We start from the raw sequence: 14,550 nt of genomic DNA, 5'->3' as shown, positions 1-14,550 counted from the left end.
GGCAGGGGGCTCATGTGGATCGCCCTGCCCGTGGGCGCGGCGGTGGTTTACGTCTTCGGCGTCGTGCTCGCGCACCGGCAGGTGGGCGACGACGCGCGCACCGCCCGGCTCGTGGGCCAGCGCCGCCAGCTCTGGGCCCAGGGCCTGCTGCTGGGCGCCGTCGCGGCCCTCGTGCTCCTGTTCGCCACGGGCCTCCTGGGACGGGCGGCGCCGTGGCTTGCCCAGGGGCTCATGTGGATCGCCCTGCCCGTGGGCGCGGCGGTGGTTTACGTCTTCGGCGTCGTGCTCGCGCACCGGCAGGTGGGCGACGACGCGCGCACCGCCCGGCTCGTGGGCCAGCGCCGCCCGGAGCTGTCGCTGGATGTGCTCGCCGCGGTGGAGCTGTCGCGCGAGCGCCGTGAGGAGGCCGGCTGGTCCCCCCAGCTCGCGGACGCGTTCCTGAGGCAGATGGACGAGCGCGCCCGCACGGTGGACCCCAGGCTCGTGGTGGACCGCCAGCCGCTGCGCCGCGTGGCCATGGCGTGCGGCGGCGTGGTGCTGGCGCTCGCGGTGCTGATGTTCTTCGTGGGCGGCCGGTGGGTCGCGGGCTGGAAGCACCTGCGCGAGCAGGCCTCGCGTCCGGAGACCGCCGCGCAGGCGGAGCCCATCACCGGCGACATCGAGCTGACCTACCGCTACCCCGCGTACACCGGCCTCGCGCCGCGCACCGTGCCCGGCACCAACGGCGAGGTCAGCGCACCCGCCGGCACCGAGGTCGTGCTGAAGACGCGCTCGGACCGCCCCATCGAGCGCGCGGAGGTCGTCGTCAACGACCAGGTGCTGCCCCTCACCGTCACCGGCGGCCGCGAGCTCACCGGCAGCTTCGTCGCGAAGCAGGGCGGCCACTACCACTTCGTCTTCTATGCCTCGCGCGCGAAGCCGCTCGCGGTGGGCCCGGACATCCCCCTCACCGTGGAGGCGGACAAGTCACCCCAGGTGACGCTGCTCACGCCGTCCACGGAGATTGAAGTCGACCCCGGCCAGACGGTGACGCTCAAGTTCGAGGCCACCGACGACTACGGCCTGTCCGGTCTGGCGCTGGTGTACCGCATGCCCGGCGCGAAGCAGGAGACGCGCGTGAACCTGCCGCGCGAGGACAGCCGCCGCAGCCGGGGCACCTTCAACTGGGATTTGGGCCCGCTCAAGCCCGCCCCCGGCGACCGCATCACCTACTACGTGGAGGCGAAGGACAACGACGCGGTGGAGGGCCCCAAGAAGGGCGTCAGCCGCACGCAGACCCTTCGCGTCTACAGCGCCGCCGAGCACCGCCGCGCCGCGCTGGAGAAGGCCGAAGTCCTATGGGGCCGCTTGGTGGACCACCTGGCGGACCGCCTGGAGGGGCCCGACCGCGCGAAGCAGAAGGACGCGACCGCGGTGGAGACCGCGAAGTCCGTGGACACCAGTGGCCAGCAGCTCGCGGACGACTTCCGCGCTCAAGGCGCCGAGCTGTCGCGGGAGAAGGACGTGCCCAAGGAGATCGTCTCCGCGCTCCTGAACATCGGAGGGGAGCTCAAGCGCAGCGTGGGCACCACCTCCGACTTCCGCCGCCTGTACCTGCGCACCCAGCGCGCGCGCGGCGAGGACTGGGGCACCGGCACCCGGCTCACCGCAGTGGTGGAGGACGAAATCGAGGGTCTGGAGCGCGACATCCTCTACCTGGAGTCGCTGCTGGACCGGCAGAAGCTGGAGGCGCTCCAGGAGCTGACGAAGCAGCTGGCCAACGAGCGCCGCGACCTGTCGCGCCTCATCGAGCAGTTCAAGGCCAACCCGGACGAGGCCGCGCGCGAGCAGGTGATGCAGCAGATCCAACAGCTCAAGTCGCGCATCCAGGAGCTGATGCAGCGCATGGCCGAGCTGCGCAAGGGCATCCGCGACGAGCACCTCAACGCGGAGGCGCTGTCGGAGATGATGCAGCAGGAGGACATGCAGGGCGCCATGGATGAAGTCGAGCGCCTGATGCAGGAGGGCAAGGCGGACGAGGCCCTGGCGAAGCTCCAGGAGCTGGGCATGCAGATGGACGAGATGCTCGAGTCCATGGACAAGTCCCAGGAGGACTTCGGCGCGGAGCAGTACCCGGAGCTGGCGGAGAAGTTCGGCAAGTTCATGGACGACCTGCAGGGCACCATGAGCGAGCAGCAGAAGGTCGCCGAGCAGACGCGCGCCCTGCGCGACCAGGCCCGCGGGCAGAACCGCGACCGGCTTAAAGAAAAGGGCCAGGCCCTCAAGGACGAGCTGAACCGCAAGCTGAAGCAGGTGCAGGAGGACTACCAGAAGCTCGATCCAGGCCGGCTCAACAGCCGCGCGGCCCGCCCGCTGGAAGAGGCCCAGTCCGAGCTGCGCAACGTGGAGAACGCGCTCAAGGTGGACGACTTCGACCTCGCCGCGGAGTCCGCCGCGCGCGCCGAGGACGCCGCGCGCCAGCTGTCCAGCATGGGCGAGCAGCAGCGCCAGCTGGATGAGATGTTCGGCAACCCGCCGGAGGTGCGTCAGCAGTCCGCGAAGCTCGCGGAGCAGCTCAAGAAGGACTCGCGCGACGTGTCGGACGTGAGCCAGCAGCTGCAAAACCTCTTCCCGCCGCCGGGCTCGCAGCTGTCGCCGCAGGAGAAGCAGCAGCTCCAGCAGTTGGGCCAGCGCCAGCAGCAGCTGGAGCAGCGCGCGCAGGGCCTGCGCCAGCAGATGGAGGACATGGAGCAGACGGCGCCGCTGTTCGGCGAAGAAGCCGGCCAGCAGATGGATGAGATTGGCCAGCGCATGGGCGAGGCGTCCCAGCGCATGCAGGGCAAGGACCCCGGCCGCGGCTACGGCGAACAGCAGGCCGCCATGGAAGGCCTCAAGCGCTTCCAGCAGCAGATGCAGCAGAGCCAGCAGGGCCGCAAGGGCGGCCGCGGGCTGCCCATGCCCATGGGCTCTGGCCGCCGCCAGGAAGGCAACGGCCGCAACCCGCAGGACAAGGTGGAGCTGCCGGACGAGGACGCGTTCCAGGCGCCTCGCGAGTTCCGCAAGGACCTGCTGGACGCGATGAAGCAGGGCGCGCCGGAGAAGTACCGCGAACAGGTGAAGCGCTACTACGAGGAGCTGGTGAAGTGAGCCGCCGCATGCACGCGACCATCCCGGGCCTGGGCGTCCTGTGCGCCCTCCTCCTCGCCGTCCCCACGGCCTTCGCGCAGCCACCCGACGCCGCCCTCAAGGAAGAGGTGAAGCAGCGGCTGGGCAAGGTGGAGCAGTCGCTGGACGACTGGGACGTGGGAAGCGCCCGCCGCGAGCTGGCCGAGGTCGAGCAGCGCGTACCGTCCGAGCTGGAGCCCCTGAAGTACTTCCAGGGGCGCGTGGCCTTCGAGGAGGGCCAGTACGAAGACGCGGTGACGCTGCTGGAAGGCGCCAACATCGAGGACAAGCCGGGCAGCTACCTGCGCCTCGCCAAGGACACGCGCACCATCGTCAAGGACCACCAGCGCGCGGAGAGCGAGCACTTCATCTTCTTCTACCCGAAGGGCAAGGAAGAGATTCTGGTGCCCTACGCACTGGAGACGCTGGAGGCCATCCACCGGGCGCTCGCGGAGGACCTGGGCTGGACGCCGCCGGGCAAGGTGCGCGTGGAGGTGGTGAACAACGCGCGCGAGCTGTCCCGCGTCAGCACGCTGACGGAGAAGCAGATCCGCACCACGGGCACCATCGCCATCTGCAAGTTCAACAAGCTGATGGTCACGAGCCCCAAGGCCGTGGCGCAGGGCTACGACTGGCAGGACACGCTGGCGCACGAGTACGTGCACCTGGTGGTCAGCCAGATGTCCCACAACACCGTGCCCATCTGGCTGCACGAAGGCCTGGCCAAGTTCCTGGAGTCGCGCTGGCGCGGCAAGGGTGGCCTGGCCATGACGCCCTCCACGCAGGCGCTCTTGGGCAAGCGCGTGAAGGAGGACAAGCTCATCCCCTTCGAGAAGATGCACCCCTCCATCGCCATGCTGCCCACGGCGGAGGACGCGGCCACCGCGTTCGCGGAGGTGTTCTACGCCATCGACTACATCCACGGCACCAAGGGCACCGCCGGCCTGCGCGCCCTCTTGCAGGAGCTGAAGGCGGGCCAGCCGGACAAGAAGGCGGTGGAGGTGGCGACGGGCATGCCCTTCCCCCTCTTCGAGAAGACCTGGCTGTCCTACGTGAAGAAGCAGCCCTTCCCCCAGGAGCTGGTGCCGCGCGACGACCGCGTGGTGCTCAAGGAGGACGCCAAGGGCGCGCAGAAAGACAGCGAGAAGAAGGGGCGTGAAATCTCCTTCGGCGGCTTCTCCGAGGTGACCGAAGTCCCCGCGCGCAAGTTCGCGCACCTGGGTGAGGTGCTGCGCGAGCGCAACCGCGTGAAGGCCGCCGCGGAGGAGTACTCGCGGGCGCACAAGCTGGTGGGCGACAAGTACGAGTCGGTGTCCAACAAGTTCGCGCTCGCGCTGCTGGAGCTGCGCCGGCTGGATGAGGCGGAGTCCGTGCTGCGCGGCTCGCTGCGGATGCACCCGGGCTCGCCCTCCACCAACGTGCACCTGGGCCGCATCCTGCTGTTCCGCAAGGACTACCCGAAGGCGAAGACGGCGTACCTGGAGGCGCTGGCGTCGGATCCGTTCGACCCGGAAATCCATGTGGCCCTCACGCGCATCCACGGCGCGCTGGGGGAGACGGCGCTCGCGGCGCGCACGCGCGGGGCCGCCGCCAATCTCACGGGCCTCAAGCCCGACGACGTGGACCGCGCCGCCCAGGCCTTCCTGCGCGCCGAGGACGAGCTGTCCGAGACGAAGAACGTCCCCGCCGGCACGCCCGACGCCCCGAAGCCGAAGGCCGCTCCGAAGCCGGCGCCGCAGCCCGCGAAGTAGCCCTCCTCCCCGGCGGCCAGCCAGCCGGGGCCCTGCCTCCGTTCTCTTCCCTCCCTCGCGGGATGCCTGGCTTTCCGGGCACGAGGAGGACGGGATGGCGTTCCCAGACAGCCGTGTGGTGCTGAACGTCCGCGCCCGCTCCCGGGGGCAGTGGTGCTGTCCACTGCCGCACCGGGTCCGGGACGCAACGTGAATTGGCACACGTCCGTCCTCCCACCCGCTGGGTTCGCTGTCGCGCCCTGCTCCAACGTGCGCCGCGCGGATCCGGAAGTGTGTCCGGTCCACCGGCCTTGACCCGCCTCACATCCGAGGCTCTGAAAAGGAGCAGCACCCAATGAAGCGCACCCTGCATGGAGTCACCCTCGCCGCGGTCCTCTTCACCGGCGGCGTCTCGCTGGCCCAGAGCGCCACATCCGCCAACCCGCCAGTCGGAGAGAAGACGCCCACCGTCGCCAAGGGCACGGTGGAGTTCAAGGGCTTCATCGTCCCCGCGGATCCAAAGGCCTTCCTGGAGCGCCTGCACTACATCAACCAGTCGGAGATCAAGCAGGCGAAGCTCGCGCAGCAGAACTCGCAGAACCCGGACGTGCAGACCTACGCCAAGGCCATGGTCGACGCGCACACGACCGCTGACCAGAAGGTCATGGACTATGCGAAGTCGCAGAACATGAAGCTGGCGGAGATGCCCAAGGCCACCAACGACCTGGAGAAGAAGGCCATGGCCGCGGACAAGGCGGACATGGAGAAGCTCCAGGCGCTGAAGGGCGCGCCGTTCGACTCGACTTACATGGCCGGACAGGTTGGCGCGCATGACGCCGCCATCGGCAAGGTGATGGCCGCCCAGCAGGGCATGGGCGCCACGGGCGAGCTGGCCACGCTGCTCACGAACCTCACCAAGGAACTGCCCCGGCATCGCGACATGGCCTACCAGACGCTGGGCAAGCTGGACGACGCCATGGGCGTGGGCGGCGCCGGCACGCAGGGCGGCACCATGGAGCACGGATCCATGGACCACGGCTCCACCGGCGGTGCGACGAAGACGAAGTAATGCAGCAGCGGTGAAGTGCGCGGCGCCTCCCTTGAAGTGCATTCACGGGAGGCGTCATCCGCGTGCATAGTGCCGGGCCATGTCCCGACTGATTGCCCTGGCCTCCTGTGTCTCCGTGCTGCTCCTCACCGGCTGCTCCAACGACGCCGACGCCATCTGCGACTACCGCAAGCAGTGCTTCGACTCCGACCTGGACACTGGCAAGTGCGCCGAGAAGGTTGGCGCCTGGGAGGAAGAGAAGGAGAGCGAGCAGGACAAACGCCGCGAGCGCACCGCGGAGTGCTCGCAGTGCATCTCCGACCGCACCTGCGCGGAGGTCATCGCCAGCTGCATCGACGACTGCTTCGGCATTCCCTGAAACGTGCATGAAGCCCTGGGGCGCAACGCCCCAGGGCTCACTTTCGCCGGGCGCGCTACTTGCGCGTCCAGCGGTCCAGCCAGCCCAGCACCTCGTCGTGCCACTGGATGCTGTTCTGCGGCTTGAGCACCCAGTGGTTCTCGTCCGGGAAGTAGAGGAAGCGGGACGGGATGCCGCGGCGCTGGAGCGCGGTGAAGGTGGCGATGCCTTGCGTATCCACCACGCGGTAGTCCTTGCCGCCGTGGATGACGAGCATGGGCGTCTTCCACTTCGCCACCTGGTTCACCGGGTTGAACTTCTCGTACGACTCCGGCTTCTCCCAGGGCAGCGCCTTGTGCTCCCACTCGGGGAACCACAGCTCCTCGGTGTCGTAGTAGGCGGCGCGCTCGTCGAAGATGCCGTCGTGGTTCACGAGGCACTGGAAGCCGTCCGCCCAGTTACCGGCGATCCAGTTGATCATGTACCCGCCGTAGCTGCCGCCCAACGCGCACCGCTTCGTCTTGTGGATGAAGGAGTACTTCTGGAGCGCGGCGTTCAGGCCCTTCTGCAGGTCCTCCAGCGGCTTGCCGCCCCAGTCCCCGGAGATGGAGTCCGTGAAGGCCTGGCCGTAGCCGGTGGAGCCGTGGAAGTCGATCATCACCGCCACGTAGCCGCGGCCCGCGTACACCTGCGGGTTCCACCGGTAATGGAAGTGGTTGCCGAAGCTGCCCTGCGGTCCGCCGTGGATGAGGAAGGCCAGCGGGTACTGGCGCTTCGGGTCGAAGTCCACGGGCTTCACCACGTAGCCGTGCACCGTCTCGTTGTTCCAGCCCGGGAAGTTGAACTGCTCGAAGGCGCCGAACTTCAGGCCCGCGAGCGCGTCCTTGTTCACCTGGGTGAGCTGCCGCGTGCCGGTGCCGTCCGCCTTCACCGCGTACAGGTCCGCCGGCGAGTCCAGGTCATCCATCGCGTAGACGACCTGGCCGTCCGCCGCGGGCTGGGCGCCGTCCGCGTTGCCGCCCTGGGTGAGGCTGCGCGCCTTGCCGGTGGCCACGTCCAGGGCGAACACGGTGTTCTGCCCCACGTCGTTGGCGGTGGTGAAGAGCGTGGCGCCGTCCTTGCTCCACGCGAGCGAGCCAGCCGAGCGGTCCCAGTCCTGGGTCAGCACGCGCTCCTGGCCACCCGGCCACGTGCGCAGGATGACGCGGAAGCGGTCGGCCTCGAAGCCGGGGCGGGACATGGCCACGTACGCGAGCGTCTTGCCGTCCGGGCTGAACACGGGGCTGGTGTCCGTGGCGCGGTTCTTCTCCGTGAGCTTGCGCGGCTTCGTCTTTCCGTCGACGGGCGCGAGGAACAGGTCCAGGTCGGTGGACCACGACTCGGTGGGGCCCACGTCGCGCGCGGCGAAGACGAGGCTCTTGCCGTCCGGGGTGAAGGTGAACTCCTCCGCGCCACCGAAGGGCTTGCTGGGCGCGTCCGCGTCCATGCCCTTCATCACGTCCACGGCCGTGCCGCCGGCCACGGGGACGACGAACAGGTGCGAACGCGTGCCGTCCTTCCAGGTGTCCCAGTGACGGGCGAAGAGCTGATCATACGCGCGGCCGGTGGTCTTCTTCTTGGAGGCCTCGACGGCGCGCTGGGTGTTGCACGCGAGGTCCGCGCAGTCAGGGCGCGCGTCCAGCGCCACCGCGAGCTGCTGGCCATCACGCGACAGCACGAAGCTGTTCACGTCCAGCGGCAGCTTCGTGACCGGAAGCGGTTCGCCGCCATCCAACGGCAGGCGCCACACCTGTGACGAGCCGCCGCGCGACGACAGGAAGAAGAGGCTCTTGCCGTCCGGAGCCCAGACGGGGTCGGTGTCGCTGTCAGGGTGGGAGGTGAGCTGGCGCGGCGCGGAGCCGTCCAGGTTGGCGAGCCACAGGTCGGTGCGGCCGCGGTTCGCCTCCATATCGGTGGAGCGCAGGACGTAGGCGACCTGACGGCCGTCGGGCGAGACGCGCGGGCTGCTGAGCCGGCGCAGCGTGACCAGGTCCTGTTGATTGAACGGATGAGGCGCGGGCGCGGGGTTGGCGCCGAGCGCCAGGGCCGCGAGGAGCGACAGGGGCACGGAAGGTTCCTCCGGAGAAATGGAACCCGGACCGTGCCTTCGGGAGGGCGGACTGTCCACCGATGGATGCGGGCCCCGGTGGAAGGGGTGGAAGGCCCTGACGCACGGTGCTAGAGATTCAGCCCATGAGCGCACCCATCGTTGTCCACATCTGGTCCGACTTCGTTTGACCCTGGTGTTACGTCGGCCTCGGTGAGGTCGAGAAGCTGAAGAAGGAATACGACGTCCAGGTGGAGTGGCACCCCTACTTCCTGCGCCCGGAGACGCCTCCGGAAGGGCTGCCGTTGCCCGACTACGTGCGCCAGGGGATGAAGGATCCCAACAACCCGCTGAAGCTCCGAGCCGCGAAGGCCGGGCTGACGATGGTGCAGCGGGACATCATCCCGTCCACGCGCCGAGCGCACGAGGCGGCGGAGTACGCGCGAGCCCAAGGCAGGCTGGAGCCCTTCCAGGCCGCCATCCTGCGGCGCTACTGGAGTGAAGGGCAGGACCTCTGGCAGTGGGACACGCTGCGGGCCGCGGGCGTGGAGGCCGGGTTGGATCCGGACGAACTCCAGCGCGCGGTGGAGGAAGGCCGCTACCGGCAGGTGGTGGAGGAGTCCGTGCGCGAGGCCCAGGAGATGGGCATCCGCGCGGTGCCGACCTTCATCCTGGGGGAGAAGGTGGCCATCCAGGGCGCGCACGAGTACCCGTCATTCCAGCGGGCCATGCAGCAGCTGGGCGCGAAGCCGAAGCAGCAGGGCTGAGGAGCTACAGGCCCTTCACCAGGATGAGCAGCCGCGCGAAGGTCTCCGGACCTTCGCCGGCCAGCCCCTTGGCGAAGTCCAGGAACGAGGGCGCCTGCTCCACGTGCTTGGCGACGACCTGGAACGCCTCCACGGCGGCGGCGTCCAGCGCGGCCACGGGCGTGCCGGGAGCCTCCAGCAGCGCCACCACGGCCGGGTGCCCGAGCAGTACCCAACGCACCACGGAGGCGCGCAGCACGAGCAGGAACACGGCGTTCAGGAGGCTCTCGGCCTCGGTGAACGGGTGGCGCAGGACGTGGTTGAGCGCGTGGTGCAGGAAGTACTGGTGCACGCGCTCGCCGTGCAGGGACTCCAGGGCGGAGCGCCGGGCGGCATGGAGTTCCCACGCCGGGTCTGGATGCGTGTCCGCGCCACCGTAGGACGCGCGCACGGCGCTCATGAGCGAGAGGAAGCGCGGGCTGCTCACGGCGGCCTCACGTGAACGGAGCACGGCGCCGCAGATGCCGGCCCACGGGCCTCCGGGCAACTCCAGCGCTTCGAGCTGCGCGCTCAAGGACGCGAGGGTGTCCGTGGATTCGTACTCGCGCAGGACACGCGCGAGCCGCGCTTCGGCCGCTTCCGCGCGGGTCTCGCTCGCATCCGGTGCGGAGTCCGTCATGGGCCCGCGCACCTCGGGCTCGGAGGCGTCGCTCGCGCTGGGATGCCGCGATTCCTCGCCTGCCGCTGAAGCGAACGCCGTGGTCCCCGGGAAGTAGAAGTCGCCCAGGTCCAGCGCCATGCGGCCCAGCGCGTACAGCCTCGCGGCGAACGGGACTTCGCGCCGCTGTAGGAGCCGCAGCATCGCTTCGCGCACGGTGTCCGCGTGGGCCGTCCACGCGTCGTCTCCGGCCGCCACCTGCCGCGCGACCTGCGGGCGCAGGGCCTGTTCCTCGGGCACGGGCTCGCGCACCAGCGCGTCCTCGGCCAGCAGACACAGGCGCGCCGTCTCCGGACACGCGAGTGACCCGGCCATCTCCACCTGCGCGCCCCAGCGCGTGAGCACTCGCGGGAAGACCGAGCAGCCGTCCGGCAGCACTGCTTCGCCGTAGCGGCGCTGGAGCGAGCACAGCTTCGCCTCATCCAGGAAGGCGCAGTGCCCGTCCGCGCGCTTGCCCAGGATGCCCGCCTGCTGACCCGTGGCTCCATCCGGGTTCGGCTTGATCAGCGCCGCGACGTTCGCTTCGTCCGGTGTGCCCGCGACCTTCTGGCGCAGCAGGCTCCAGCGCGACTCGCTGATGGGCACGGTGAGCCCCGCGCAGCAGGTGTCCTCGCACGCTTCCGCGATGCAACGGAAGCGCGCCATGTAGCGGGGGGCCGAGGCGGTCATGGAGCCAGTCTACTTGCGGCCCAGCGCCTTCTTCACGAACCCCCAGAAGCGGCCCGCGCGATCCTTGAGGTCCGCGCCCCGGCGCTCCTCGGCGGCGCTCACCGCCTCCTTGCTCACCTGGAGCTGCTTCTGGAGTTCCTCCGGCGAGTAGCGCGTGGCGAGCGTCGCCTTCACTTCCTTGCGCGTCGAGTACTCACGCGCCTCCACGTGCAGCACGCATTCGGAGTCGAGCTTGAGCGTGACGGCGACGCGCACGGAGCCCTTGGGGCCTTTTGGAAGACCTTCCATGCGCACGGTGCCCAGGTACTCGTTGGCGGAGATGTGGTTGTCCTCGCCCTGGAAGACGGACAGCTCCATCCGCTCTTCGTTGTCCTGCGACGTGCTGATGGCGAACGAGCGCTGCGTGGGCAGCGGGCTGTTGCGCTCGATGACGCGCTTGAAGCCGCCGCCGGGCATGGCCACGCCAATGGTCATGGGCAGCACGTCGATGAGCACCACGCTGCTCACCTTGTCCACCGAGCCCGAGTACAGCGCCGCGCCCAGCGCCACGGCCTCGTCCGCGTTGACGCTCGCCTGCGCGTTCTTGCTGAAGAGGCCCTTGAGCTTGTCGCGCACCAGCGGCATGCGGCTCATGCCGCCCACCAGGATGATGTCGTCCACCTCCGAGGCCTTCAGCTTGGAGTCCAGGAGCACGTCGCGCACCACGTCGATGGTGCGGTTGAGCAACGGGTCGCAGATCTTCTCCAGGTCCTGGCGCGACATCGTCACGCGCAGGTCCCGGGGACGGCCCGCGTCGTCCATCATCAACATGGGGATGTGGACCTCGAAGGTGCTGCGCTCGGACAGCGCCATCTTCGCGCGCTCGGCGGCGTCGCCCACGCGCGACAGGGCGATGCCGTCCCCGTTGAACGCGATGCCTTCCTTCTCCTGGAAGCGCTCCAGGAGGAAGTCGACGATGAGGTTGTCGAAGTCGATACCGCCCAGGAAGATGTCGCCGCCGGTGCCCAGCACCTCGAAGACGTTCTTCTCGATGCGCAGGATGGTCGCGTCGAAGGTGCCGCCGCCCAGGTCGTAGACGAGCACCTTCTTGTTGAGCTCGCGGTTGAGGCCGTACGCGAGCGCCGCGGACGTGGGCTCGTTGAGGATGCGCTCCACCTTGAGGCCGGCCATCGCGCCCGCCTTGCGGACCGCTTCACGCTGGGGCTCGGAGTAGTAGGCCGGCACCGTCACCACGGCGCGCTCCACCTTCTGGTTGAGATGGGTTTCAGCCATCTCCTTGCACTCGCGCAGGATGATGCCCTGCACCTCTTCCAGCGACAGCACGTCGGTGCCCAGGCGCACGGCGGCGCGGCCGGCGGCATCCGGAGTGATTTCGTAGTGGAAGCGCTCGCGAACCTGCTTCACCACGGCGCTGTCGTAGGGACGGCCCACCAGGCGCTTCGCGCCGTAGATGGTGTGCGTGGGCCGCAGGACGAGCTGGTTCTTCGCGCGGTGGCTGACGAGCAGCTTGTTCTGCGCGCTCAGCGAGATGACGGACGGGATGGTGTTGTAGCCCTCGCGCGAGCGCAGCACGACGGGACGTCCGTTGGACAGCAGCGCCACGCAGGAGTTGGTGGTGCCCAGGTCGATGCCGATGACCGGTCCCGTACCGGCAATTGTCTGTGGCGGCGTGAGGTAGATGGGACGCACCTGGCCATTGGCATCCAGGGGAGGCGGCGCGGAGGCCACCGGCGCGGCGGCGGGCGCGAGCGTCGCGGGGGCCACCGGAGCAGCGGGCGCGGGCGGGGCCTGGCGCACGGACGGAGGAAGCACGCTCGGCGGCGGCTGCGGCGGAGGAGCCATGGGCCGCGCGGCGGGACGGCCCGCCGAGGACACGGGCTCGCGCGCCAGTTCCAGCGGCCCGTCGTCGTCGATGGACAGGTCCAGGTCGAACTCGGCGCTGCCGCCGGACGGGCGCGGCGCGGGAGGCTGCTGCGGCGCGGGAGGCTGCTGCGGGACAGCGCGGCCCCAGGACGACGCAGGCTCCTGGGCGAGGTCGGGAGCGCGGCCCGCGGCGGAACCGGGCTCGCGGCCCAGGCCGGGCGCCGCGGGACGGTTGGCGAAGGAGCCGGGCTCCAACGGCAGCTCACCGGGAGCGCGCGCCGCGGGACGTCCCGCCACGGATCCAGGCTCGCGGCCCAGTCCAGGTGCACGCCCCGCCGCGGATCCAGGATCCAGTCCCAGACCCGGCACGGAGGGACGTCCGGCGGCGGATCCGGGCTCACGCCCCAGGCCCGGCGCGGCGGCACGGCCGGCGGCGGATCCAGGCTCACGCCCCAAGCCCGGCGCGGCGGCACGGCCGGCGGCGGATCCAGGCTCAAGTCCCAGACCCGGCGCCGCGGGACGACCTCCAGAAGAGCGAGGCTCAAGTCCCAGGCCCGGCATGGCGGCACGGCCGGCGGCGGATCCAGGTTCGCGCCCCAGCCCCGGTGCACGGCCGGCGGCGGATCCAGGTTCGCGCCCCAGTCCCGGCGCACGTCCCGCTGCGGATCCAGGCTCACGCCCCAGACCCGGCGCTGCGGCACGGCCGGGTGAGGACGCGGGCTCACGCCCCAACGGCCGCTGACGGCCCGGTGAGGACGTGGGTTCACGCGCCAGCTCCAGCGGAGCCTCGTCGTCCAGGGATGACAGGTCGAAGTCGAACTCGGCGCTGCCGCCAGAGGGCTTGGCGGGAGCCACCGGCGGCACGATCGGCATCGCCGCAGGCGGCGGGGCCGCGCGCTGCACAGGCGGTGGAGTCACCGGCGCGGCGCGAGGCGGCGGCGCGGGGGCAACATCCGAGAAATCCAACTCGAACCCACCCGCGTCGCCCGCGGCCGAAGCCGCGTCGTCCTCCACGGAGAGCCCCACTTCGATGGGCACCTCTTCCAGCGGCTCGCCCATGGCGATGGGCTCATCCACGACCGGAACCTCGAACTCGAAGTCGAGCCCCGGCAGCGGCTCGTCGCCTCCCGACAACACGCCCTGCACGGTGGGCGGAGGCGTTCCCGCGATGAGCTCGTCCAGCGGGATGTCCACGTCGTTCGCGGAGTCCGCCTGCGCCAGCCCCATGTCCTCGTCCGGACCGCCCAACGAGAACGGCTCGTCCGCGCCGCCCAGCGACAGCGGCTCGTCCGCGGCGGGAGCGGGACTGGAGGACGGAGCATCCAGATCATCGAACAGCGAATCGAGCGCGGCACCACCCGCGGCCGGCTGCGCGGGACGCGTGGGCGGTGCAACGGCGGCGGGGCGCGCGGGGACGGCGGCGGGCCGGGGCGCGGCGGCAACTGGCGGCACGGCCACGGGCGGACTCACCGGCGCGATGCCCGGCGCGGTCAACGGCGCGATTCCTGGCGCGGCCAACGGCGCGATGCCCGGCGCCACGACCGGAGCAATGGACGGCAGCGGCGCGGCGGCGGGCACGGCACCGCCGCCCGGCTTGCGCTGGAGCATCAGATCCACCAGCGCGCGGCTCGCGGTATCCAGCTCCTGGAACTGCAACCCCATTCCCGGAGGCCCCGCGGGGTCGTTCACATCGCGCACCCAGCGCACGGTCGCGGTGCCCTGGAGCACGCGCACGCCGTTGGCGATCTGCACCTCGAAGCGCACGGGCGTGCCCACCGGCTGCGGCGTGCGCGAGCGGATGAACATGCCCCCGGGGCTGATGTTGGTGGCGAACTCCTCGGTGAAGCTCCCCACGCTCTCATGCTTGAGCTTCACCAACAGACCGACCGACTTGCGGTCCGAGGTACGCCGACCTTGATCCATGGTTCAGCACTGTCGCGTCCGGGGGCCATTCCCTCAAGGGGGTTCTGGCCCCCTGCCCGTCCGGCCGGTGCCCGTTCGAGACCTTCAGGTGCGCATCTGACTTACCTGTATGTCCCCGCTATCCTGGGACTTCGTTTCCCGCAGGAAGAGGTCCGGGACCGCCGGACGGGAGTCCTCCGATGAACGCGGTTCCCCATTTCGCCCCGGTTCCCCTGCAAGCGCGGTGGTTGGTGGACCGACGGCACGACCTGCTCTCCACGGTCGG

7 protein-coding genes and 1 pseudogene are annotated in these 14,550 nt (G+C 70.2%); 5 read left to right on the top strand and 3 right to left on the bottom strand.

All coding sequences use genetic code 11. The features are described 5' to 3' along the window. Positions 1-12 precede the first annotated feature (12 nt). From D7Y11_RS36820 to D7Y11_RS36805, 4 genes are all read left to right on the top strand, one after another. Positions 13-3,126 (top strand): DUF4175 family protein, encoded by a 3,114-nt coding sequence (locus tag D7Y11_RS36820; protein WP_233607504.1) that lies wholly within the window; start codon positions 13-15, stop codon positions 3,124-3,126. 8 nt (positions 3,127-3,134) lie between these two features. Next, entirely contained in the window at positions 3,135-4,895 is a 1,761-nt protein-coding gene (locus tag D7Y11_RS36815) for a tetratricopeptide repeat protein (protein ID WP_172809939.1), read from the top strand. A 334-nt stretch (positions 4,896-5,229) separates the two neighbouring features. Next, on the top strand, positions 5,230-5,943 hold the full coding sequence (locus D7Y11_RS36810) for a DUF4142 domain-containing protein (RefSeq protein WP_126936002.1): 714 nt from the start codon (positions 5,230-5,232) through the stop codon (positions 5,941-5,943). Between the two features lie 79 nt (positions 5,944-6,022). After that, entirely contained in the window at positions 6,023-6,301 is a 279-nt protein-coding gene (locus D7Y11_RS36805) for a hypothetical protein (protein ID WP_120598838.1), read from the top strand. A gap of 55 nt (positions 6,302-6,356) precedes the next feature. On the opposite strand, the gene D7Y11_RS36800 is transcribed toward D7Y11_RS36805, so the two are convergent. Further along, positions 6,357-8,387 (bottom strand): S9 family peptidase, encoded by a 2,031-nt coding sequence (locus D7Y11_RS36800; protein WP_126936001.1) that lies wholly within the window; start codon positions 8,385-8,387, stop codon positions 6,357-6,359. A gap of 182 nt (positions 8,388-8,569) precedes the next feature. Here D7Y11_RS36800 and D7Y11_RS36795 point away from each other — a divergent pair. Beyond that, positions 8,570-9,133: pseudogene (locus D7Y11_RS36795) on the top strand (DsbA family protein); the annotation flags it as partial. Between the two features lie 4 nt (positions 9,134-9,137). Here D7Y11_RS36795 and fliB read toward each other — a convergent pair. Together fliB and D7Y11_RS36785 are read right to left on the bottom strand one after the other, a co-directional pair. Next, a complete protein-coding gene (gene fliB / locus D7Y11_RS36790; RefSeq protein WP_126936000.1) occupies positions 9,138-10,499 on the bottom strand; it encodes a flagellin lysine-N-methylase in 1,362 nt (453 codons plus the stop codon). A gap of 9 nt (positions 10,500-10,508) precedes the next feature. After that, positions 10,509-14,285 carry a TIGR02266 family protein gene (locus D7Y11_RS36785; RefSeq protein ID WP_199753888.1) on the bottom strand — a complete coding sequence of 1,259 codons (3,777 nt, stop codon included), beginning with the start codon at positions 14,283-14,285 and terminating at the stop codon, positions 10,509-10,511. Between the last annotated feature and the right edge of the window lie 265 nt (positions 14,286-14,550).

The sequence above is a fragment of the Corallococcus sp. AB018 genome, assembly GCF_003986945.1.
Classification (GTDB): domain Bacteria; phylum Myxococcota; class Myxococcia; order Myxococcales; family Myxococcaceae; genus Corallococcus; species Corallococcus exiguus.
Note: the sequence above shows the minus strand (reverse complement) of the source record. Positions and strands in the feature narration are given on the sequence as shown.